Raw genomic sequence first — 24,952 nt, forward strand, 5'->3', positions numbered from 1 at the left:
ATTGTTTATGTCGATTTAACATATAAACAGATCTTTGAACTCACCAGCAAAATTTAATTTTATACGAGGTTTATTGCATCATAGTGCTAGCCAAAACAACCACAATATTGCTACTTATGATTGCTACTTATTATTGATAATTCCAAGTCAATACTCACTCATAAACTCCAGGTTTCAAGCGCGCCGTCTGAGCTTAGGGTTAATAATTTTCCATTGGTTTGTAGCACCATTGAAAATACGGTTGTACCAGCGTTATAAGCGGTAATGTCCCAATGAGAAAGCTCTTTTCCTGAGTCGGCATCCCAATAGATAACACTTTGTTTTGAGGTCGCAGTAATTAGGTTTTTACCATGGTTAATGAACAACGCCTGTCGAAAATAGCGGTAACGTTCAAGGTAATCAAGTTGGCTAATGGGTTGCGTGGTTTGAGTATCGATAATGACATTATTGTCGAGGGCATCGGCAATGAACAAGCGTCGATTGGCTTCATCAAAACTCACGCTAGTGATCTGCTGCGGGCGAGAAAAGCTGCTTATTAATTCACCGCTATACGTGGCCCAAATGTGTGCATCGCCATCAATCCCAGTCGATAGTACTTGTTGTTCAAAATTGGATAGCTCAACATGATTAACGGCAGCGCTATGTTGTTTAAATAATGACATTGTCATGCTGCTCCTTTGGATCACAGTAATTGAGCCATCATTCATCCCCACCAAAATAGTACTGCCTGTTTGGCTCAGAGCAAGGCTCGAAATACTGGCATCAGGATTGAAACCCTGAGCGAACCAACGTATGTCTAACTTTCCTGTGTTAAGGTTAAAGATAGATATTTGGTGTTTACTGGCCGTCGCAAGGTAATGTTTATTCGCTGACAACGCCACGAGGTAATTGGTTTCATCAAAGTCATCGTCAGACCATTGCTGCAATAATTTGCCAGTCGCAACTTGCCATATCGATAATGTACGGCTTCTGCTTAATGTCACCGCTATGCTGGCATCGCTTGATAGTACGCCATCAATGAGCGTCTCATTAACCAGCCGCTGCAGATGATCAGGCGTTTTCATTACCACCATTTTGTCGCAGCCAGAAATCGCTATTATCGCCATGATACTGGCGATAATAAGGCATGTATTAAGCAGGAATTTTGATCCGATATTAGTTAACAATGTCATCTCTTTATAAAAAACGTCCTTTTAACATAATAGCATAGCGACATATTCCTAGATCTATTCGTCAGCATAGGCTGATTTTTTGATATAGAAAAGTCTGCGTTCAAATTATGCATCTATTAAGAAAATCCGAATTCAGGCACAATAACAGCTAACAATATGTTATTTAAGCCAAGGAACCCACATGACGCACATTACCTTAACCGCTCCCGACGATTGGCATCTTCATTTTCGAGATGGGGACATGTTAGGTGAGACGGTTCCGGCTACAGCTAGATTATTTAAACGCGCCATTGTGATGCCGAATTTAGTTCCACCAGTAACGACAGCTGCTATGGCTATGGCTTATAAGGAGCGTATCTTAGCCGCTCGTCCAAGTGGAAGTGACTTTAAGCCATTAATGACGCTATTTTTAACCAATAATACCAGCGCTCAAGACATTATTGATGCGAAAGCGGCAGGTGTTGTAGCTTGCAAATTATACCCTGCTGGGGCGACAACCAACTCCGATGCCGCAGTTAAAGCATTAGATGAGTTATTCCCAATATTTGAGGTGATGGCGCAGCAAGGTATGTTATTACTGGTGCATGGCGAAGTGACCGAATCGCATATTGATATTTTTGATCGTGAAAAGTTATTTATCGATCGCTACTTATCGCGTATTGTCGAAGCTATTCCTAGCCTTAAAGTCGTGTTTGAGCATATCACTACAAAAGAGGCGGCTGAATTTGTTGCCGATGCTTCTGCTAATGTTGCCGCAACCATTACACCACAGCATTTATTGTTAAACCGTAACGATATGTTAGTAGGTGGTATTCGTCCGCATAACTTTTGCTTACCCGTATTAAAGCGCAACATTCACCAGCATGCATTGCAAGCTGCAGTGGCGACTGGTTCAAGTAAATTCTTTTTAGGTACCGATTCAGCGCCACATGAAAAACACCGCAAAGAGTCAGCTTGTGGCTGCGCAGGCTGTTACAGTGCCTGGAGTGCGTTAGAGCTATATGCACAAGTATTTGATAACTTGGGTGTCTTAGATAAGCTCGAAGGTTTTGCCAGCTTACATGGCGCAGACTTTTATGGTTTGCCACGTAATACAGGTACCGTAACGTTAGTCAAACAAGAATGGACAGTACCAGAAGAGATTATTTTACCTAACGGTAGCCCTATCGTGCCATTTTTTGCTGGTCAAACGGTCAATTGGAAAGTGAAAACCGCTTAATTTAATCACTAAGCTAGCCAGGTAATTAACGCAGCATGCTGTTTATTATCGTGAGTAGTTAAGTGAAAATAGCTTAATTGTCGAATCGAATTATTAATGCCTGTCAGCGAGCTGACAGGTATTTTTGATTTTTGCATGATTAAACATGTTATTGATCAGCTGATTTTACCTGTGTTTGTAGCAGTTCCTCAAATTCAGCTCTAGGTAATGGCTTACTGAATAAGTAACCCTGACCATAATCACATTTTAATGAACGTAGCAGATGATACTGTTCTTCAGTTTCTATACCTTCAGCAACAACCTTTAAGTTAAGTCCATGTCCCATGGCGATCGCTGCCCCGACAAGTTCTAGATCGCCAGGGTCAACGGTAATATCATTAATAAAGCTTTTATCTACTTTTAAGGTGTCAAACGGATAACTACGCAGATAACTGAGTGACGAATATTCAGTACCAAAATCATCCATCGAGATGCTGACACCAATATCATTTATGCTGGTTAAGTTACTATTGATAATCGGGTCACCATTAAGTAATACTCCTTCGGTGATTTCAAGTTCTACACAACTGACGTGGATCTGGTGTTTCTCAAGCTGCATTTTAAGCATATCAATAAAGGTATTTTCCCTAAATTGCTTAGGGGAAACATTGATCGCAATTTTAAATTGAGGCTGAAACTGTTGCTGCCATTTTTTCGTGGCATTAAATGCAATATCAATAACATATTGACCGATAGGGATGATCAGTCCGGTTTGTTCCGCAATAGGAATGAATTCATCTGGTGTTACTTGGCCGAGTAATGCATTTTTCCAGCGTAAAAGCGCCTCAGCACCAATAATTTTACGACTTTTTATTTCTACAAGTGGCTGAAAGTAAACCTCGAATTCTTTTCGTTTTAGAGCATTACGTAATTGCTCTTCAACTCTTAGACGTCGATTTATATCCTGGTCCATTTGGTGGGTATAGAAATTATAGGTATTTCTACCGCGGTCCTTTGAATAATACATGGCAGAATCTGCCTGTCTAAGTAGCTCTTTAGGATCTTCGCTGTTATGCGGATAAAGAGCTATACCAATACTGACGGTAGACACTAACTCACGATTGTTGAGCACAAAAGGTTGGTAAAATCGTTTGAGCATTTTAGTGGCAATAACTTCAACTTCAGCGGGCGAGTTAATATTGCCCAATATAATGATAAACTCATCGCCGCCTAACCTACCTACGAGATCATTATTTGAGATCGTGTTTTTTAATCGAGCAGCGGCTTGGACTAATAGTTCATCACCAATAGAGTGGCCCAAGGAATCATTCACTTTTTTAAAATCGTCTAAATCTAAAAATAATACCGCGACATTATTTTGGCTTCGAAACGCATCTTTGAGCATTTGCGATAATCTCTCGAGTGAGAGTAGTCTGTTGGGCAAGCCTGTTAAGCTATCGTAGTGAGCCTGTTGAATTATTCGCTCTTCTTGCAGCTTATATTGAGTCACATCCTGTTTTAGAGCTAAATAATGTTTAGCGACGCCAACGTTATCAAAAATAGGTGCGATATGTGCGTGTTCCCAAAAAATATCGCCATTTTTCTTTTTATTTTGCAGTTCACCTTGCCACGCATCCCCTCTAGAAATGGTATCCCATAATTCCTTATAAAGTGACTTAGGGGTTAATCCTGACTTCAATATACTGGCATCCTGACCAATAACGTCACTGGCGCTATAGCCTGAAATCCTTTCAAATGCACTATTAACATATTCAATTTTGCTGTCGATATTAGTTAATATCATTGATATGGGGCTTTGCTCTATTGCTTGTGACAGAGTGAGAGCTTGTTCTTCTGCCTTTTTTTGGGCGCTTAAATCGATATCGATGCAGTACATTTCTGCTTCGTTGTCGGCATTGTTCATTAATGCATGAGATGAATAAACGGCAACATTGCTGCCATCAGCATGCCTTAGAAGTAATTCTTCCGCAGGGATCGGGATACCATCATTTATCCACGCGTTAACATTATTTATCACATGCTCCCGATATGGCAGAGGAATAATGAGATCTTCTAGTTTTTTACCCATGGCCTGTTCTTTGGTATAGCCATACAGTTTTTCACTGGCATGATTCCAAAAAATGACCGAGCGATCTTTATCATAGCCTTGGACGGATATTGCGGGGATTTTTTCAAAAATTTGTCTGAATTTAGATTCACTGCGTAATAGCTTTTGTTCGGCATTAATACGTTCTGATATGTCTCTAACAAAACAGAAAAACATTCCTTCATCACTATCCCAAAAGCTAATATTCACCTCAACATGAAATAAATGGCCTTGTTTATGTCGATGAAGCGAAGTGAAGTGTAAACGTTTTTTTCGCTTAGCTCTGTCGATATTTTCATCAGAAAATTGATGCTGGTTACTGGTTTCAATTTGGTTAATGGGCATGTTTATTAGCTCTTTCATGCTGTAACCGGTCATATTTACAAAGCTTTGATTTGCTTCAATGATATTGCCTTCAAGTGAGGTGATTAAAAAGCCATCTTGGGCAGTACTAATAATGTTGCGGTAAGTTGTTTCACTGCGACGTAATTGTTTTTCAATGTGTTTTCGATAGGCGAGATCTCGTCCAACCCCAACAATGCCGTTAATGTGTCCTAATGAGTCTGTAAAAGGTGTTTTCTGGGTGCTAAATATGTGTGCAATACCATCAGATGTTGTAATCCATTCTTCATTTCTCCATGGTTGTTTTTTCTGTAAAACAAAACGGTCTGCTTCGATAAACTTATTTGTTTGTTGCTCATCAAAGAGGTCACTATCTTTATGATATTTAATTTGTTCAGGTTTGAGTTTTAATAGTTCAGCAAATGCTTTATTACAGCCTAAATAGATCCCATCGATCGATTTATAGAAAATAATATCGGGAATGCCATCAATGATACTTTGTAATAGGTTTTTTTCGGTTTCAAGAAGGGATTTATTATGCTGCAGTTCTTGTGCTAATTGCTGTCTTTGCTGATGCTGTTTTAACAGTAATCCTAATAGCATGGAGCCACAGGTATACACTGTAAGTATGGTAGGGCTGATAGTGAGGATGATGTCGTATTTATCTGCAACAGGTATTAATAATACATTGAATAACGCGGCTAATTCTACTACCAGGCTCATTAGTAGTAAGTTTTTCCAGTTTATCTGCTTGTTTGATGATTGAATCCAGTATCGCCAACCTAAGCCAATGGCAGAACTGATGAAAATAATTAATGTACCAGCAAATACCCCCGCACCACCTTGATAAATACGAAACCATGCAGCGAGTAAAGAGCCAATCAATGTCGGAATAAAACCAAAAAACAGACCACTTAAACTCAATAAAATCCAGCGAGCATCAAAAAAAATTCCTTGACGAAATTCCCAAGGATTGATCATTAAACTCACCGTAATCATGCCGATAAAAATGCCACTTAAGACATCTTTATATTTTGGGGAAACGATGTTTTGTAGCGTAATTGCATCATAAATAACCACAAGAGCCAGTAATAACACGGCGTTGCTCATCAAACTGAAAAAACTATCCATTGCTTCTCCGCACAAAATCGCATTGCCTTGTTTTACTTTAGTCCAAATCTACCAATAAAAAAAATATCTACTTAATATGATTATCTTTCCTAACGTGTGTCTGCACCGTATTAATATGCTGAGTAATAATGTCTATAAATGTATTTTATCAATGGATGAGAAATACAAAGAGCAAAAAGGTAGCCAAGGCTACCTTTTTGGGGGAACTTACAATTGTTTACTATGTAAGGTTTATATGTCGGTTATTTATTGTCAGAGCGTATCACCAACTCAACGCGGCGATTTTGCTTTTGGCCATTCCATTGCTTGTACTTGGCACCGTTGCATTGATATTTGGTTTCTATGAGCTACCGGGTTAGTCAGCTTTAATGTCAAAAGCTTTTATTACGATGAACCGTGATTGGTAGATAAATTATAACTTACAGCTATACCATTCACAGCAGGTTAATGTTGTACTTTAAGTGCTGTAATGGACCGATTTTAATGGCTTATTTAACGAACAACTAACAGGATGTTATCGATGAATATGATGAAAAAAGCCAGCTTACTGGTGGCTATTACTACTGCCATTACCACAATGAGTTTTGCTGCATTGGCTAGTAACCAAGCTGCTATTGATGCATTTGAAGCTAAAACCAAACCCATAGCACAAGATGCAAAAGTGCTATCCGATAAGCAGCTAGTCTTGATGCAAGAGTTTAATCAGCTCATGGATTCTGGCAATGCGTCGGCTGTATTCCAAAGTGGCAAGGTGCAAGAATTACAAGCACTCGTTGAGCAGACGTTGGTGCAGGCTAGGTTGTTTGTCAAAGAGTATCAGCAGTTTCTATCGCAATTACCTGAAACCTCTACCTGTTATACGCCAGAAAACGTCACAGAATATAATAGCCTCATTGATGAGGTCTCTGCTAATAACCAGTCGTTATCTGAATTGAGTGCTACAGTGTCCCCCGGCGATGAAGTAGGTGCCACTATGGCATTATTAAATGTACAAATGCACGCTGGGCGGGTTAGCTCTTTTGTGCAAATGTTTCAGCTGGTGAAGATGTGTTATATAACCGAAGCCATGGGTTATACCAAGCAAGATGTTGAGCGCATGCAAGCGGAAGAAGACGAGCAGTAAAACTGATAGTGTAGATCTATTGTCTAATGTTTGTATGTGGGTTCTTTTGCGTTTGATCACTTATCGATTTTATCATTATTGCTGTTAGTAGCATTAAAGATAAACAAGGCAATATGATTAAGCTAGATAGGGTCGCGGCTAAATAGATAATCCCCATAAGCGGAACCTATGGGGGTTTTCATACAATGAGGCTGATATTATTGAGTATTTATAAAAAGCTAACCAGCAGCGAAGGCAAATAATTGGCCGCGGTTTTTAATCTTGGTCTTTTTATAAATATTTTGGACGTGCATTTTGACTGTGTTAACCGAAATGTTGAGCTCTTTGGCCATTTCTTCGTTGGTTAATCCATGCAGTATGAGTGACAAGACTTGTTGTTCTTTTTTGGTGGTGACCGCAAGTATTTTGGCGCGATTACCTGATGATGGAATACGCTTTCTTTGCAAGATATATTTGGATACCGCTTTGGGATGGAAGCTGATTTCTCCATCTTGTACTTTTTTGATACTTTGTATTTGGTGGGCTATATCGTCATCGACACTGATTGCACCATGAAATCCTGATGAAATAAGAATGACTTCTAATTCCGCATTTAATGCAGGACAAAATGCGATATGCAAATCATTTTTAAATAATTCGACGCATAAATAGCCAATATCTTGTAATGGATTTTCAAGATAATGAACCATAATATTGGTGTCATTTTCCAGACTAGACGCGTTGGATAATTCTGATAATGCATCACTAGCACTAGTCGGAATTAAGTTAAATTGGATCAGATTCGCAAGGTGCTGAAATTGCCCATGAAGAAGGACAGGGAAATCTACAATTAGAAGGTTATTGTTGAACATGTCACATTCCTTGTTTAAAAACACAGCGTCCTGTTGCTGTCATCTATCAGTCTTTATCGTAATAAAGCGGGTAAAATTCTAGCATATCTAACATAAATAAAAAAACCATTCTGTATTAATTTTGATCAACATTATGCATATCAAATGTTTATCTCTATAAATACATAATCAAACACTAAGTGCTTATATTAATTGTTTTTTATATAAAACTGGCTTTTTTAAATTTGGTACAATCTCAATTCTACAGCATTACAACCTCTTTGAATACTGTAAAATGATTAATTTACAGACTGAAGATATCTTAAGTGATATGTCATTTATGCTGTAGTAAATGTGAGTTTTGCAAGCCCTTGAGTTTAGCGTTTCGGTTTTCTTGAGTGGCTAACTTTACCTTTGTTTGCTGTCGGCTTTTTAGGCTTAGCTCCTCTATTTTGCATAAAATGCTCAGGGCCTTCAATTTTATCTCGTAAGCTTTGGGTGGGCTTTTTCTTGGCTTTTTTTGGGGCGTTTTTGACCTCTGACGAGGAATGCTCAATTAATTTCATTAAGGTACTGAGCTCTTGCTCATCTAAATCGCGCCATTCTCCCACTGGCAACCCTTTAAGCGACACGTTCATAATCGATTGGCGTTCAAGTTTAGTGACTTCAAAGTTGAAGTGTTCACACATCCTGCGGATCTGACGATTAAGGCCTTGGACTAATATAATTTTAAATACAAATGTTGAAACTTGTTCAACTTTGCACTTTTTAGTGATGACCCCTAGCATGGGCACACCCGCTCGCATTCCTTGTAAGAAGGCTTCTGTGATAGGCTTATTAACGGTGACCACATATTCTTTGTCGTGATTATTACCGGCTCGGAGGATTTTATTAACTAAATCACCATTGCTGGTAAGAAAAATTAATCCTTGCGAATCTTTGTCTAAACGACCAATTGGAAATACACGTTCGCTGTGGTTAACAAAATCGACAATGTTATCACGCTCGGAGTTTTCAGTAGTGCTCACAATACCCACAGGTTTGTTGAGTGCAATAAACACTAAGTCCGCTTCATCTCGAGGGGCGATATCATGGCCATTCACTTTTACTTTATCGCCGAATTCGACACCGTCACCAATTTTGGCACGCTTACCATTGATAAATACATTACCTTGTTCAATATAGCGGTCTGCTTCACGACGTGAGCAAATACCACTCTCACTAATGTACTTATTTAGACGGGTTGCAGATTCACTCATAGTGGTTCCTTTAACAATATAAACGGGCGGTATGGCTAAGCTAGATCGGCGCAAATAATATCATAAAATACAATATTCTGTTCACCGCTATTTGTGCCTTAGTATGCTGTTGGTGTTGGATAAAAGTGAATGTTACAAATCAAAGCCCATTTGCGTTGTGCTGTGCTGATGCTGCGGTAATAAATTGATATCTGGCAGCGGCGATGCACTGTGTGTTAGTTGCTGTTGGAGTAAGCGGTATAAATCTACCGCAAGTTGCGGTGCCGCATGATTATCTGGAGTGTGGACAAACAAATAAGGCTGCTTACCTTGAGCTATCCAAAGTGGTAACTGTTTAAGCCAGTTTTGGAAAAAATGTACGTTGGCTTCATCTTGTGGGTGACCAATAAAGCGCACCACTGGATTGTTGGCGGTAGCAATAGCGTGTACAGGTACTCGGGGCTTTTTTTTATGAGCATCAATGACGGCAGGTGTAGTTGGTGCGGCGGCAAAAACCGGCCGAGTGTCCATAATAATTCGATTACAATGATGGGTGATAAGCAAACGGTTTAATGCTTGTTCCGCTTCTCCTTTGGCAAAAAAAGCACTGTTACGTACCTCTACGCCATAAGTTAACCCTTGAGGAACTTGAGTTAAAAATTGTGCTAATTGCGGTAACGATTGCGGCCCAAAGCTGGCGGGAAGTTGGATTTTCCATATCCCAGTGCGAGTAATCAGAGGTTCCATGACGTTGAAAAAATGTTTCAAGGCAGGACCTGTATGTTGTAGCTGTAATTCGTGCGTAATCTGCTTGGGCAGTTTAAAGGTAAAACTAAAATTGTCATGGGTTGCTGCGTACCAATTTTGCACGTTTTGTAACGATGGTATGGCATAAAAAGTGGTGTTGCCTTCGACACTATTAAATATTTCTGCATAGCGTGCTAGCCGGTGAGCTTGGCTATTACCGTAGATAGTTTGTTGCCACTGATTTTGTGACCACATGGCCAAACCTAGTCGCAATGGAGGATACTGTGTGTGCGATATGTTGTTATCCAAAACAATCCTTAGACTTGATAAATGCTTCTTGTGCCAAAACAGCGATATTGTGGTAATAAACGTTTAAAAAACAATATTTAGTTATTTTGTCTATATCTAATGGCTTTACCCATCTGATAAAATTAACACAATATACATCCGCGATGTGTTTAACATATCAACGACAAATAAAATGGTGCGTTATTGTGATCTTATGCGTTAGATGGAGAGTTCGTGTCTAGTCCAAATACAGACAGTCAGTTTGACAATTATCGGCCCAAAACGTCTCCCGCCAAACCGCTACCGGTTCGTCGCAGTAAAGCGGGTTGGCTGTTGATAGTGTTATTATTAGCAACCGCTTATTTGGTCGAGTTTGAGGTAAGAACATCGTATTATCAATCTTATTTTTTGCACCAATATGCCAGTAAGTTAACCTACAAAACCCGAGATTATCGCAGTGATGCGGTCATCTATCCGCAATATGGTCCGTTTGATGAGCGCCATGGTTACAGTCAATTACCGAAGAAAATTGCTCGATTAATTGAGCGCAATTACCAAATTACTCAGCAAGTCGCGTTTTCGCCGATGTTGATGGATTATACCCAAAAAGGTTTTTTCCCGCCGTATCATGAAAAAGCCCAATCAGGGTTAAGTATAAAAGATTGTCGTGACATGACGGTATTCGACTTCTTGTACCCTAAACGTGTTTATCGAGATCAAGATAAAATTCCAGATCAAGTGGTTAACACTTTGTTGTTTATTGAAAATCGAGAAATGTTAAGCCCTGAAGCTAACTATAATCCTGTCGTTGATTGGCCTCGATTTGTGTTGGCTGCAGCAAGCCAGGTTGCGGATATTTTTGGTGCTGATATGTCTAAAGCTGGTGGTAGTACCTTAGCCACCCAAATTGAAAAATTTAGGCATTCAAATCATGGCTTAACCTTAAGTATTAAAGACAAATTATTGCAAATTGGTTCGGCCATTGTACGAGTGTATCAGCAAGGCGAGAGCACCGTTGGCGCTCGGCATCGCATAGTACAAGATTATCTCAACACAGTACCATTATCATCGGCTCCCGGTTTTGGTGAAGTCCATGGTATTGGGGATGGTTTATGGGCTTGGTTTAAAACTGATTTTAATCAGGCCAACCAATTACTATTGAGCCGTCATACACCACAAAATGGTGCTCAGCGTGGCGAGGTGTTTCGTCAAATTGTGGCGCTGATGATCGCTCAACGTCGGCCGTCATATTACTTACGCCAAGGTCATGATGATTTAGAGTCGCTTGTAGACAGTTATTTGCGTTTATTGGGTGGCGATGGCTTGATTGAAACGCAATTGATGGTGTCTGCTCTTGAGCAAAAACTAACATTTAATAATAGTAAGTTGGCAGTCACTAACTTGCCTAGCAATAAAGGGGTTAATGCAGTAAGAATCCGCACCGCGGGCATGCTCGACTTAAGTTTGTTTGATCTTGATCGCTACGACTTATCGATTAAGAGTACATTTCATGGTGACTTACAGCAGCAAGTTAGTGATTACTTACGCAGCTTAGCTTTTGAGCCAAATGCACAGCGCATAGGATTATTGGGAGAACGTCTACTGTCGGTACCGCAGTTAGACAAAGTGCTCTACAGTTTTACTTTATATGAAAGCACCGATAGTGCTAATCGCGTCCGCATTCAAACCGACAGCATTGATCAGCCGTTTGATATTAATGAGGGCAGTAAATTAGAGTTAGGTTCGACAGCGAAACTGCGAGTACTAGCCACATATTTAGATATAATTGCAGAGTTACAACAGCGATTTTCAGCCATGACAGTGGTTGATTTACGCCAAGTGGATGTGGAGCGCAAAGACAAAATTACCCGTTGGGTGGTCGATTATTTAATTACTACCCGTGACCGTAATTTAACCCGGATGTTAGATGCCGCTCTTGAGCGCGAATATTCGGCCTCACCAGAAGAACGATTCTTCACTGGTGGCGGTTTGCATGTGTTTAACAATTTTAATAAGAAAGAAGACAGCCGCGTACCAACCTTATATCAAGCGTTACAAGAGTCGATAAACTTACCCTTTGTGCGCTTAATGCAAGATATTGTTAATTACAGCAGTAGTTATAACAGTGAAGGCAGTGTGTCACAGTTACTGCGTAATGATAAAGATCCTCGTCGAGAAGAATACCTCAAAGCATTTGCTAAACGGGAAGGCAGTTCGTTTGTAAAACGTTTTTATCGTAAGTATCGTCACTTAACGCCAGAACAGCGTCTTGATATGTTTTTTGATGGTATTCAGCAACAGGAACAAAAGCTAACTGCCGTTTATCGTTATTTAAAACCCTATGACGGGGTCCGTGAGTTAACAGCCTTTTTAACTGAGCGTTTACCGAGCCAAAAATTTACCGATAAACAAATTAATCTGTTATACAGCAAGTACGGCGAAGAAAAGTTTAATTTAGCTGATCAAGGTTATATTGCTCGGGTTCATCCATTGGAGCTGTGGGTGTTACGTTATTTAAATGACTACCCACAAACCGAATTGACTCAAGTATTAGATGACGCGCAGCCACAATTACAAGAAGTGTATCGTTGGTTGTTTAGAACTCGTCATCAAAATGCACGTGATGTTCGAATTCAAGTGATGCTAGAAGTCGAAGCATTTTTAAGTATTCATCAGCGCTGGGTGAGAATGGGTTATCCATTTGATTATATGGTGCCATCATTAGGCTCGGCTTTAGGGAGTTCCGGTGATAGGCCTGCAGCCTTGGCGGAGCTAATGGGTATTATTCAAAATGATGGCTATCGTTATCCCACTGTGAGAATTGACCAATTACAGTTTGCAGAAAATACACCCTATGAAGTGACATTGGCTAATAACAAGCAAACAGTATCCAGAGTGATGCATCAAGAAGTCGCTCGCGCCCTTAAACGGGCGTTGGCTAATGTGGTTGAAAATGGAACTGCCAGAAGGCTTAAAGGCAGCTTGCTAGATAACAACGGCCAACCTGTGGTTATGGGCGGTAAAACCGGGACAGGTGATAACCGTATTGCGACTGAAATTCGTAATGGTCGTAAAGTGTCTTCAACGGCAATAAACCGTACTGCGACATTTGTGTTTTATTTGGGCGATCATCATTTCGGAACTCTAACGGCGTTTGTGCCAGGAGAGAAAGCCGACGATTTCAGCTTTACTTCCGCACTGCCATTACAAGTGCTTAAAGGTATGATGCCTATTTTAGCGCCAATGATAAATCAAACTGAGCAGTGTCAAACTGGCTTATAGTGGGTTTATAAGGTGTCTTTGAGTCAGCTAGAAAAAAGCTCATGCGATTAAGCATGAGCTTTTTAATTAATTCAATGGCATTAAACACTAAAGAGGCTCAGCATCACCACAATATGACATACTACCGCGACACTGGTTAATATTGTGCGTAATGTGATATAGCTGGTGGTGGTTGATAATTGTTTAGCTTTAAATTCAACATAAAGTAAGTACAGATAACCACTGACGAGCAGAATAAGTGCGGACAATACAAAGGGGGTTAATAGTGCAATCCAGCATCCAAGAGCGATTATGTTACTAATAATCAGTAATTTGGCTATATTGTCATCTAAGGTTAATATGACTGCCTTGCCCCAAAGTGTACCGGCAACAAAGCTTAAAATTACAGCACTATAGCTAACAAACCCTAACATAGTCATTTCGGGTGCTAATAGGCTATGATTGAATGCCAATACACTGAGAATAATAAAAGGTAATAGGCCTGCAAAGCCTAACCATTGCCATGTTTTAATGCTGTTCATCCTGTGTTCCTTAAATGCATGTTGATACGACAACTCATCGTCATAGTGCGTCGATGAATAAACATAACCTCAGCGCTGGATAATAAACGGTTATCAAATTACCCTTTGAGCCACTATCTACCCTGTATCGACTTATAATAGGCAAGTTATTGATGTGTCAATATGCCTTGTTAGTGCAATACGCGGCCAGTTTGTTATTACAAACTTGAAATAAAACCGTTTTTTAACGATTTATCCCATCTCTTATTCAGAGTTGAGGTTATCTATAATATAAATGATCTTGGTGACACAACATAGAAAAGGCGAACCCGAAATGAATATTTCTCTTCATCCCATTACTGAAGCAGATTTAGATATATTGTTTGAATTTGAGAACGACCCTATTGCGAATAAAATGGCTGATTTTCCAGCGCGTAAACGCAAGGCTTTTAATGCACATTGGCAGCAAAAAATATTGGCCAATGAGAAAGCCACCGCCCAAGGTATTTGGCTAGATGATGTGCTAGTGGGTAATGTTCTATCATGGATTAATACTGACCCGGCAGCAAAATCTGATCCTCAAATGCGTTTAGTTGGCTATTGGATTGGCCGTGAATATTGGGGCCAAGGTATTGCTACCAAAGCGTTAGAAATGTTTTTAAAGCAATTTATATCGACCCCTGTATTTGCTTACATCGATAAGCAAAACCAAGCGTCACTAGCACTAGCGTATTCAAATGGATTTTTCGACGTCACCGCCCAATATCCCAAGCTAATTAGCAAAGATAATTTACGTTTATTTAGGCGTGGTAATGTTTAATATGCTAGCAGTTTAATACTTATCACCTGATCCACCGCTTCAACTGCCACTTATTAGCATGCTTTTTGGCAGTATTTTCAGCCTGAGATGTTTTAGTCTCTGTTGCATCAGTGTCATTGATTTTAGATGCTACATTGTTAACCAGTTCAGTTTGCTTGGCAGGCTTGAAAATACCGCTCATTAGCAAGAAGTTTAACGTTTCGCGAGCTCATTGCAACATTTAGTGAAAACATCGTTGTAATGAATAAAGCTGCTGATTATTTTAATGTCTTCAGCTGTATATGTCAGATTCATTTCACTCAGTATTTTCTGTCACAATAGGTTCATTGTACTGAAGATGTGTTTAGCATCGTATCAAACGGCTAGTTTCATTAACCACAATCCATATAATCAAAACATAGAGCCTTTGTTTTCACCAGAATGAGCGTGATAAACTGCGCATCCACCTGTTTGGAGTTTTTATGTCTTTTGCAGATTTGTCGCTACATCCCATCTTGATCGATCGTTTAGTTGAGCTTAATTATCAGCAGCCTACACCGATCCAGTTACGTGCTATTCCGATTATTTTAAGCGGTAAAGATGTGATGGCGGGGGCACAAACTGGTACGGGGAAAACGGCCGCTTTTGCTTTGCCTTTACTGCACCACATTTTAAGCAAGCGCACAGTACCAACAACACCAGAACCCCCCAATACCAAGGCCGTCATTAGCTGTTTAGTGTTAGTACCAACGCGTGAACTGGCCCAACAGGTTCAGTCGAGTATCGAGCAATATGCTAAAGGCAGTGATATTGGCTGTGTGATGGTTTATGGCGGGGTGAGTATTGGTGCGCAAATACAACAGTTAGCTGCAGGTACTGATATTTTAGTGGCAACACCAGGACGTTTATTGGACTTATTACGAAAGCGCGCATTGTCGTTGTCGCAGTTAACTCACTTAGTATTTGATGAAGCTGATCGCATGTTGGACATGGGTTTTAAAGATGAAATAGTCGAAGTACTTAAGCGTTTACCAAGTGCCCGGCAAACTCTGTTGTTTTCAGCCACGTTAGATGACCGTATGCTCAGTTTTAGTCGCCGTTTATTACGATCGCCACAAGTGATTGAAGTGGCCCAACGCAATGTTACAGCCAGCGGTATTGTTGAGCGAGTATTTAATGTTGATGCCAAACGAAAGTGCGCCATCTTGTGTCATTTAATTGCCCAAGAAGGTTGGCAACAAAGTTTAATATTTTGTCGCACCAAACAAGGCACCGACGCACTGGTAAAGCAAATGAAACAAGCGGGAGTTGCAGCAGAAGCATTTCACGCAGACTTATCACAAGCGGTGCGCGAGCAAGTATTGGCCGCCTTTAAAGCCGGCGATGTCACCGCGTTAGTTGCCACTGATGTTGCGGCCAGAGGACTCGATATTAACGAATTAAATTATGTAGTTAATATGGAATTGCCGTTTCAAGTTGAAGATTATGTCCACCGTATCGGCCGAACGGGCAGAGCAGGTAAGCCTGGGCAAGCCATTACTTTACTCAGTGTTGATGACGAACCGTTATTGATCAAACTTGAAGTCTTTTTAGATCGACGTTTACCACAACAATGGTTGGCGGGATTTGAGCCTGATCTTGATGTGATTGCTCCGCTAACCCGTAAAACCACTAAGTCTTCATTAAAACAACAAGCGCGTAAAAAGGCGTTGGCAGCATCTCACGGTAAAAAGCGTTAAAAATCTATTTTATTCGCTGGATCGTGATGTGTTATTTAGCCGCCTATTTAATATTAAAATGAGTATCTGAAAATCATCACATTTGGCGATGTGGTGATTGTCTTTTTATTGCCACATTTTTGTCATCCAGTTTGTACCTTGTTGTCACATTAGACGCTTATCTTAACTGACAAATAATTATACCTACATTTAATCAGTTATTTTCAGAGCATATCTAAGGACTATTTATGAGCAAGGCGACATTTGATCCAACTCGTTTTAACAACAGCAAAAATACACCTTTCAATGAAGTGATGGAAAATCATTTATCGCGTCGTAATTTTGTTAAGCGTGGTTTAGGCCTTAGTGCGATGACTGCGTTTGGTGGGTTCGGGTTAAGTGCTTGTGGTTCTGATAATAATTCCGCAGCAGAAACGCCAACAACGCCTACCGCACCAGTTACGCCAACTCCACCGCTTAAAAGCTCAGCAGTATTAGGTTTTGAGTCTATTGCGGGTTCTAAAACTGATGCAGTAGCAATTCCTGCAGGGTATTCAGCTTATGTATTAGCACCTTGGGGAACGCCGTTAAATACCAAAGCCGCAGCCTGGAAAGCCGATGGCAGCAATACCGCGGTAGATCAAGAAAACTCAGTCGGGATGCACCATGATGGCATGCATTTCTTTCCGCTTAACGATGCCGCAGATGATGGTTTATTGTGTATCAACCACGAATACATAGATGAAGATGCTCTACATCCAAATGGTCCGACGTATAGCACTGATGGCAAACGCACAGTAATTGATGAAATACGTAAAGAAATCAATGCTCATGGTGTTTCTGTTGTACGAATTAAATTAGTTAGCGGTATTTGGCAAGTGGTTGAAAATGACCGCCACAATCGCCGTTTTACTGCAGCAACTGTGATGGATATAGCAGGGCCATTAGCGTACAGCTCATACCTTGAAACCCGCTATTCACCAGATGGTAGCCAAACGCGCGGTACGTTAAATAACTGTGGTAATGGTTATACGCCTTGGGGAACTTACTTAACGTGTGAAGAAAACTGGCCTGGTTATTTTGTTAATAACGGCACCTTAACGGAAGATCAAACCCGCATTGGTATTTCAACATCTGATACTCGTTATGGTTGGACCCATTTAGCTGGTGATGACGAGGAACGTTTAGATGAATTTTCTCGTTTTGATATAACGCCAACAGGTTCAAGTGCCACAAACGATTATCGTAACGAAGCCAATGGTTATGGTTATATTGTTGAAATTGATCCATACAATCCCAATTCTCGTGCGATTAAGCGCACTGCATTAGGTCGCTTCCGCCATGAAGGTTGTGTGTTTGGTAAGCTTGAAGAAGGCAAACCAATCTCATTTTATTCAGGCCACGATTCACGTTTTGAATATTTGTATAAGTTTGTTTCTGATGCTCCATGGGATCCTGCAGATGCAAATAGCACTAATCGCCTAACTGTAGGCGACAAATACATGAATGCTGGGACTTTATATGCAGCTAAGTTCAGTGAAGATGGCATCGGTGAATGGTTACCATTGACATTAGATGGCATGACGACTGACGGCAAAACTCTTGCAGACAGCTTTGATTCACTCGAAGCCATTATCATCAATACAGCTGGCGCAGCAGACTTAGTGGGCGCAACACCAATGGATCGTCCAGAGTGGACAACCGTAGACCCATTTACTGGTACTGTATATTTAACCTTAACGAACAACAGTAAACGTACCGACAGCACTAACCCTGCTAACCCACGATTAAATAACAACTTTGGTCATATTATCCGTTGGGATGATGGTGAGACTGCAACAGAGTTTACTTGGGATATCTTTGTGTTTGGTTCACCAGCTGATGGTGATGCCGAGACCAACTTATCTGGCTTAACGGATTTAAACCAGTTTGCTAGCCCAGATGGTTTATCGTTCGACCAGCGCGGTATTTTGTGGGTACAAACTGATAATGGAGCCTCGGAAGTCACCGAAGAAACCAACGATCAAATGTTGGCAATTGTGCCATCAAGCATGCTTGATGCCGATGGTAAACAACAAGTGTTGACCGCAGACAACCAAACTCAGCTTAAGCGTTTCTTTGTTGGTCCTAATGGCTGTGAGGTTACTGGTTTTGCGATTACGCCAGATTATAAAACGGTATTTGCTAATATTCAGCATCCTGGCAACTGGCCATATTCAGACAAAGCTGACGAGATAACACCTGCAGGGATTACAGTGCGTCCGCGTGCGGCAACTGTGATGATCCGTAAAAACGATGGTGGTGAAGTGGGTATCTAGTCTGAGTGATTATCGTTAAAGATAATCGATTAGATTTAGACTGATTTCTGACTACTTTTCAAGTAGATAAAAATCCTGATAGACTTATGCTATCAGGATTTTTTTACCTTTATACTATTGATAATTCATTTCATTAAGTGTTTAGTTTAAAAGGTTTTTTAAAGAATAGGTTTATAAGGACAACCATGCTAAATGGAATTCATCACGTCGCGATTATTTGTGCCGATTACCCACGCTCAAAAGCGTTTTACAGCCAAATATTAGGCTTAAAAGTTATTGCGGAACATTATCGCCAAGCACGTGATTCTTACAAACTCGATTTAAGTTTGCCCGATGGCAGTCAAATTGAGCTGTTTTCATTTAATGGCGCACCGCCAAGACCCAGTTATCCAGAGGCTCAAGGTTTGCGCCATTTAGCGTTCAAAGTTGATGACATCGATGTTGTAGTTACTCATTTGCAGCAGAATAATATTTCGGTTGAGCCTGTACGTATTGACGAATATACCGGCAAACAATATACCTTTTTTAGCGATCCAGATGGACTTCCGTTAGAGCTTTATCAAGTCAGTTAACTTATTTCGACCAGGCCGCTCTTTCTGAGCGGTATTCAAACGGTTACTAATAACGCCTACCTGTGTGTTTATTTCTATATTTTGTTAATTAAATTGCACTCCGCACGAATATTTACATAAATGATAATGATTTGTATTTGCGATCTTTGTTTCATTTATGTAAAGTGCAGCACATAAATGAAATTTAGTTAATGCTTATTAATAACAGGATGATGTTAAACATGAAGTCTAATAATTACAGTAAGTTATCATTAGGTGCTCAAGCGGTAGCTGCAGCATTAGTATTCAGTAGCCCAGCGCTATATGCTGCAGATACTAAAAATGAAACTTGCGATAAGGATATATTGGCGAAATGTAAACCAGCGCAAACGGACGAATCTATAGAGCGAATTCGTGTTCATGGCGTGCAAAACTCGGTTTACATGTTTAATAACTCTGCCGATAAACGTCGGATGGCTGCACTTGTCGATACGCCGCAAGTGATTACCGTGTTAACTCAAGATCAAATTCAAGAGTCAGGTAATACTGATTTAAAAGACATTTTGTCAGCCCAAGCCGGTGTGACCCTAGGTACCGGTGAAAACGGTAATGCGTTCGGTGATCGCTATATTATTCGTGGCCACGAAGCTCGTAGTGACGTGTTTGTTGATGGACTACGCGATCCTGGCATGACCACTCGTGAAAGTTTTGCTACCGAGCGTGTTGAAATAACCAAAGGTCCTAGTTCAACATTTGCTGGCCGTGGTTCATCAGGCGGTGCCATTAACAGTGTGACTAAAAAAGCCTCAGTAGCTTACGATTTTGGCCGCGTCGATCTTGGTGTTGGCACTGACGATCATACTCGTTTAACGGTTGACTATAACTTACCGATATCTGAAAAAGTGGCAGTGCGACTTAACGGATTAACGGCTGAAGAAGACAAGCCCGGTCGCGAAGGTATTACGAGCGAACGTCAAGGTGTGCAGTTATCAGGTGTGTACGAAGCCACCGATGCATTGTCATTTACTGCCGACGGTTACTACCTAGACGCGAAAGATGTACCAGATTTAGGCAGTTATTTTGATCGTGAAACCCGTGAGCCGATTAAAGATATTCCTGTGTACGCTCAAGATGGTGACTTTTTAAATTCAAAAGTATCCACGTTCACCTTACGTACCGAATATGAGTTAAATGACAGCATTACTTTGTACAATGCGACACGTGTTGGTCATACCGAAAACGGCTACATTACAACAGGTATGGGCGGCTCGACGCGTGCAGCTACCGATCCAACAGCACCAGGTGCTAGCACTCTAACGTTGAGTACTCATCAAGGTAATCAAGATGTTGATTATGTCAGTACTCAGTTCAATCTATTTTGGAATACCCAAGCACTTGGTTTTAATCACAAGTTAGTATTTGGCCTTGAATATACAGATGAAAATGTCGACAACGGCGTATATAGCATCACCAACAACAATCAGGGTAATTGTTTAACCAATGGTCGCGGTGGCGTATCAGAGTCATATTGTATTATTGATGCTAACGGAAATGCTGTCGATAATATTGGCCAATTAATGAATCGCAGCTATGTTGATGGTGGCTCAGATGCTGTATACGACATCGAAACCGTATCGGCATACGTAATGGATACGGTCGAATTAACCGATCAGCTAGCCTTGTTCTTTGGTTTTAGACAAGACAGCTTTGATTACAGTAACGACACAACGGGTCGTGGTGGCGAAGTGGATTATGCCTATTCAGATACCATGTACAACGGTAATATTGGCTTAGTTTATGACTTATCTGAAGATGCTAATATTTACGCTAATTACAGTACTGCTACAAACATCAATGGCGGGGAGTCTGACTTAGGGGCTAACTGTGGTTATGGTGGTATTTGTGGTACGCCAGATCAGGCAACTGAAGCTGACGCTGAATTGGTTGAAAACTTGGAGCTTGGTACCAAGTGGATGTTGTTCGACGACAAAATGATGTTTTCGGCATCGATTTTCCAAATCACGAAAAGTGATGTAATGGAAAGTGTTGGCGACAGCTACTCAACTTTGGGGACACTTAATACAGGTAAAAACCGCGTTAAAGGTATCGAGTTTGGTATGGTCGGCAATATTACTGACAAACTCAGCATACAATTCTCGGCAGCTAAAATGGATTCAGAAATTTTAGAGTCTTACAATCCAGCTAACATTGGTTTAGTACTGAGTAATTTTGCAGACGAAAGCGCTTATTTACAGCTGCGTTATGAGCTAACAGAGTCATTCGTATTTGGTGGTAGTTACACTTATCAAAGTGAAATGTATGGTGGACAACCAGACACTGCTGCAGGATATGATAGCGACAATAGCCGTTACAGTATTGTAGTACCTAACTATCAAGTAGTTGATTTATTTGCCAGTTACAATGCCTCCGAGGATTTAACTTTCCGTATAAACGTGGGCAACATACTCAATGAAGAATACTGGACTGCAGCTTATCGTTCTGGCTCATTTATGTACTTAGGTGATGCCCGTAATGCTAAATTATCGATGACATATGAGTTTTAATTAAAGGTGTTTGCATGATTGTTATTGAACAAATTCTCTCGAAACAGGACGTCAGCGCTTATCGTCAGCAATTGGCTGAATGTCCGTGGGGCGACGGTCGTAAAACCGCAATGGGGATGGCGGCGTCGGTTAAAAATAACAATCAAGCAGATGCACAACACGCTAATGTGCGCCAACTCGCTAATCAGCTACTGGCGCGTATTGGCGAAACGCCTAAAATTGTATCGGCGGCGTTACCGCACAAGATATTTCCGCCGTGCTTTAATCGTTATAGCGAAACCGAAGAGTATGGCTATCATGTTGATGCAGCCATTATGCGGATCCCTAATACCGCAGAAGTCATCCGCAGTGATGTCTCAATGACGGTATTTTTGAGTGAACCCGAAGAGTATGACGGTGGTGAGTTAGTTATTGCCACCGAATTTGGCCAGCAACACATTAAATTACCGGCAGGATACGCTGTAGTATATCCGTCGAGTAGTTTGCATAAAGTGACTGCGGTAACTCGAGGGCAGCGGATTGCAGCTATTACATGGATGCAAAGTATGGTTGCCGATGTGACTTTACGTCAAACCTTGTATCAGCTCGATCAAAGCATTCAAAATTTGATTAAAGCTGAACATACCGATCGTGCTGAATTAGATAACTTGCATAATGTGTATCATAATTTAATTAGACAATTTACTCAGCTGTAATTGAAAATACTCATATCGGATCTAAGGGGTAGGGAGTATTGCGAAGCTTAAATGACTTAGCTTATATGACTGAGTTTGAACGACGCTGTTTTAATCACTTTGTTCTAATGATTGCTGATGTTCACTTGGTCGAAAATAGTTAGGCGGTAATGGCAAGTGATGAAATAGGTGTAACGCCAAGCGAGTTAGTCTCTGTTAGATATACGGTGACAGTACGGTTGCTAATGCGTGCTATCACCGTTAAGAGTGCGACTAGTTTACTACCATTTGACCAGTGTAAAGGATGAAGTTACGCAACAATATAACCCCCAATAAGCTTAAACATGCGGTTCCGGCAACATAGGCAAACTTGCGTTTTGAAGTGGCGGTCATAAATAAGTTCATCGCTAATGGGGCCGATAATCCTAATCCCATAATCCCAAACCAAAATATAAAGCCCCAAAAACCTACTCCGACAGCATTGAATGCCGCCACCTTGCTTTGGCCACCACTGAAGACTAAACCCAGGAAGAAGGTGAACATAAGTAGTATCTCGCCTAAAATCAGTGGGATCTCTATTTTATGAATGAAACGAACTTCTGCACCATTGGGGTTGCCTTTGAGTAACACACCACCTAATAACGTTGCCGCAGCACCTGAAGATAAGCCTGAAACCAAAAACAGCAAAGGTAACACGCCAGTATTCCACATAGGGAAGTGAGGTTGAGCGGATAATAAAAAGCCGGTATAGGCACCTAACGATACACAGAAGATAACCAGTAAGCCGGTTATACCTGCTTCATAATGCGCGATAATGCGTGTTAGCTTACAAACAATCGGAAAACGTTGTTCACAAAAATCATCAATGATTTTTCTGAATGTAATTACAATCCAGGCATACATAAATACTTGATAAAGCATTAATATAAGCACACCCATCGACATTACCGATGTAGGGTTGTAAAACACTAGGATCTTCCAAAAGTCCAAAGGTTTGGTTAAATCTAATACCAACACCCCCAAGCCTGCTACCACGGAAATTGCCGCAATAATACACGCAGCGATAATAAATCCAGACTGATGTGCTTTATCCTTTAGGCAAAAATGTTTCAATAAAACAGAGAAGAACATGGCGCCTGCGGATACCCCCGCTAAAAAGAGGTATATTGCAATGGGCCAGTGCCAAACCAAGGTATCAAAATGAAAAGCACTCATAATATAATCTCCCCTAGTTTCGCTTTAATGCGAAATATTTTAGGCCGGGTACCTAAACGTTGCTTAAAGCGCTCAGTCGGATTAGCCTTCAATAGTGCAACCAGTTCGGACTCGGGATCTTTAAGATTGCCAAACACTAATGCTTTTGTCGGACATATTTCTACACAGGCAGGTTGTTTACCCTGTTTGAGATTCGTTTCGCGGCAAAAATCACATTTGTCGGCAGCTTTAGTCACAGGATTAATAAAGCGTACTTCATAAGGGCAGGCTGCAATACAGTATTGGCAACCGACACATTTATCTGCATTGACTGCAACAATACCGGTTTCTTTATTAATAAAGGCGGCACCGGTGGGACAAACAGAAACGCAGGGTGCCTCTTCGCAATGTTCGCAAGAATGTCGAGAGAAATGATAAAATTGATTTGGGTATTCTCCAAATGGTCCAGTTCTTTCAATGCTTAGTCGTGTAACGCCTTCGGGGACATGATTCACTTCTCGACATGCTTCAACACAGGCATTACAGCCAATGCATTTGGTTTCATCATGTAACAAAGCGTACTTTATGTTGTTTATATCGGCTTCCATTTCTGCATTGGCATTTTTGCCACTGAGTGGATATACCGACACGCCTGCAACCAATGCACAGGTGCTTTTAAGAAAATGCCTTCTTGAGTTTTCCATGATTACTTACCTCGCACCGAGTGACAATTTTGGCATTTATTGCTGCGATCTGAGGCACTTAACCCCAACATCGGATCTAATTTAGGATGCAATTGATGACAAGATGTACAGCTGGTTTTTTGCGCATGTACGTTGTGTGTCCATTCTGCGTCAGCTAACTTTGTTGGCGTATGACATTTAAGGCATACAGCATTTTTAGCCGTAACAGGGATGTCATTGTCCGAAGAAAACATCATCAAATCATTAGGTTTTCTAGGATGATTGCCTTTTTCACCATGGCAAGAGCTACAACTCATTTTTAATGAGTCATGGCTATGATATCCCTGCATTGCTCCATTTCGTTTATGGCATTTCATGCATGAATCATTGTTAATTTTGCCAGTAAGTTCATCGCTGAGAGCGCCTTGGCTAAGAAACAGTGATAGCAATCCTATGCCGAGTGGCAATAGCCATTTATTCACGGACATAATGA

18 protein-coding genes are annotated in these 24,952 nt (G+C 40.7%); 9 read left to right on the forward strand and 9 right to left on the reverse strand.

The window, feature by feature from the left end; all coding sequences use genetic code 11:
* Nucleotides 1-158 precede the first annotated feature (158 nt).
* Nucleotides 159-1,064 carry a WD40 repeat domain-containing protein gene (locus H5114_RS15620; RefSeq protein WP_259395311.1) on the reverse strand — a complete coding sequence of 302 codons (906 nt, stop codon included), beginning with the start codon at nucleotides 1,062-1,064 and terminating at the stop codon, nucleotides 159-161.
* 289 nt (nucleotides 1,065-1,353) lie between these two features.
* Between H5114_RS15620 and pyrC the strand changes: the two genes are divergently transcribed.
* Nucleotides 1,354-2,391, forward strand: a complete 1,038-nt coding sequence (gene pyrC / locus H5114_RS15625) for a dihydroorotase (protein ID WP_182723414.1) — start codon at nucleotides 1,354-1,356, stop codon at nucleotides 2,389-2,391.
* 148 nt (nucleotides 2,392-2,539) lie between these two features.
* Here pyrC and H5114_RS15630 read toward each other — a convergent pair whose 3' ends face one another.
* Nucleotides 2,540-5,950, reverse strand: a complete 3,411-nt coding sequence (locus tag H5114_RS15630; protein WP_182723415.1) for a PAS domain S-box protein — start codon at nucleotides 5,948-5,950, stop codon at nucleotides 2,540-2,542.
* A 520-nt stretch (nucleotides 5,951-6,470) separates the two neighbouring features.
* Here H5114_RS15630 and H5114_RS15635 point away from each other — a divergent pair.
* Nucleotides 6,471-7,073 (forward strand): hypothetical protein, encoded by a 603-nt coding sequence (locus tag H5114_RS15635; RefSeq protein ID WP_182723416.1) that lies wholly within the window; start codon nucleotides 6,471-6,473, stop codon nucleotides 7,071-7,073.
* Between the two features lie 218 nt (nucleotides 7,074-7,291).
* Here H5114_RS15635 and H5114_RS15640 read toward each other — a convergent pair whose 3' ends face one another.
* The 3 genes from H5114_RS15640 to H5114_RS15650 all read right to left on the reverse strand — a co-directional run bounded on the left by H5114_RS15640 (nucleotide 7,292) and on the right by H5114_RS15650 (nucleotide 10,143).
* A complete protein-coding gene (locus H5114_RS15640) occupies nucleotides 7,292-7,924 on the reverse strand; it encodes a response regulator transcription factor (protein ID WP_124017358.1) in 633 nt (210 codons plus the stop codon).
* Between the two features lie 356 nt (nucleotides 7,925-8,280).
* Complete coding sequence (gene rluF, locus H5114_RS15645) at nucleotides 8,281-9,162, reverse strand: 23S rRNA pseudouridine(2604) synthase RluF (RefSeq protein WP_124017359.1); 882 nt, start codon at nucleotides 9,160-9,162, stop codon at nucleotides 8,281-8,283.
* A 132-nt stretch (nucleotides 9,163-9,294) separates the two neighbouring features.
* Entirely contained in the window at nucleotides 9,295-10,143 is an 849-nt protein-coding gene (locus H5114_RS15650; protein WP_182698611.1) for a DUF72 domain-containing protein, read from the reverse strand.
* Nucleotides 10,144-10,410: 267 nt separating this feature from the next.
* Here H5114_RS15650 and H5114_RS15655 point away from each other — a divergent pair, with 267 nt between their 5' ends.
* Entirely contained in the window at nucleotides 10,411-13,458 is a 3,048-nt protein-coding gene (locus tag H5114_RS15655; protein ID WP_182723417.1) for a transglycosylase domain-containing protein, read from the forward strand.
* Nucleotides 13,459-13,538: 80 nt separating this feature from the next.
* Here the strand turns inward: H5114_RS15655 and H5114_RS15660 are convergent, their stop codons facing one another.
* A complete protein-coding gene (locus H5114_RS15660; RefSeq protein WP_124017362.1) occupies nucleotides 13,539-13,979 on the reverse strand; it encodes a DUF3429 domain-containing protein in 441 nt (146 codons plus the stop codon).
* A 313-nt stretch (nucleotides 13,980-14,292) separates the two neighbouring features.
* Here H5114_RS15660 and H5114_RS15665 point away from each other — a divergent pair, with 313 nt between their 5' ends.
* The 6 genes from H5114_RS15665 (at nucleotide 14,293) to H5114_RS15690 (ending at nucleotide 22,603) form a co-directional block, all read left to right on the forward strand.
* Entirely contained in the window at nucleotides 14,293-14,778 is a 486-nt protein-coding gene (locus H5114_RS15665) for a GNAT family N-acetyltransferase (protein WP_182723418.1), read from the forward strand.
* Between the two features lie 461 nt (nucleotides 14,779-15,239).
* The gene (locus H5114_RS15670; RefSeq protein ID WP_182723419.1) at nucleotides 15,240-16,496 is read left to right on the forward strand and encodes a DEAD/DEAH box helicase; all 1,257 of its coding nucleotides are present in this window, start codon (nucleotides 15,240-15,242) and stop codon (nucleotides 16,494-16,496) included.
* A gap of 227 nt (nucleotides 16,497-16,723) precedes the next feature.
* Nucleotides 16,724-18,793, forward strand: coding sequence for a PhoX family phosphatase (locus H5114_RS15675; protein ID WP_124017365.1), 2,070 nt, complete (start codon nucleotides 16,724-16,726; stop codon nucleotides 18,791-18,793).
* Between the two features lie 185 nt (nucleotides 18,794-18,978).
* Nucleotides 18,979-19,365, forward strand: coding sequence for a VOC family protein (locus tag H5114_RS15680; RefSeq protein ID WP_124017366.1), 387 nt, complete (start codon nucleotides 18,979-18,981; stop codon nucleotides 19,363-19,365).
* A gap of 212 nt (nucleotides 19,366-19,577) precedes the next feature.
* Nucleotides 19,578-21,908: a TonB-dependent receptor gene (locus H5114_RS15685; RefSeq protein WP_404948361.1), complete on the forward strand. Its 2,331-nt coding sequence runs from the start codon at nucleotides 19,578-19,580 to the stop codon at nucleotides 21,906-21,908.
* Between the two features lie 14 nt (nucleotides 21,909-21,922).
* Nucleotides 21,923-22,603: a Fe2+-dependent dioxygenase gene (locus H5114_RS15690; RefSeq protein ID WP_182723421.1), complete on the forward strand. Its 681-nt coding sequence runs from the start codon at nucleotides 21,923-21,925 to the stop codon at nucleotides 22,601-22,603.
* Between the two features lie 252 nt (nucleotides 22,604-22,855).
* On the opposite strand, the gene nrfD is transcribed toward H5114_RS15690, so the two are convergent.
* The 3 genes from nrfD to H5114_RS15705 are packed head-to-tail and all read right to left on the reverse strand — an operon-like array spanning nucleotide 22,856 to nucleotide 24,947.
* Nucleotides 22,856-23,797, reverse strand: a complete 942-nt coding sequence (nrfD, locus tag H5114_RS15695) for an NrfD/PsrC family molybdoenzyme membrane anchor subunit (RefSeq protein WP_182698616.1) — start codon at nucleotides 23,795-23,797, stop codon at nucleotides 22,856-22,858.
* Nucleotides 23,794-24,480, reverse strand: coding sequence for a 4Fe-4S dicluster domain-containing protein (locus H5114_RS15700; protein WP_182723422.1), 687 nt, complete (start codon nucleotides 24,478-24,480; stop codon nucleotides 23,794-23,796). The genes nrfD and H5114_RS15700 overlap by 4 nt, the downstream gene beginning before the upstream one ends.
* 2 nt (nucleotides 24,481-24,482) lie before the next feature.
* On the reverse strand, nucleotides 24,483-24,947 hold the full coding sequence (locus H5114_RS15705) for a cytochrome c3 family protein (RefSeq protein WP_182723423.1): 465 nt from the start codon (nucleotides 24,945-24,947) through the stop codon (nucleotides 24,483-24,485).
* Nucleotides 24,948-24,952: the final 5 nt, after the last annotated feature.

It is taken from the genome of Shewanella sp. SR43-8, assembly GCF_014163775.1.
Classification (GTDB): Bacteria; Pseudomonadota; Gammaproteobacteria; order Enterobacterales; family Shewanellaceae; genus Shewanella; species Shewanella vesiculosa.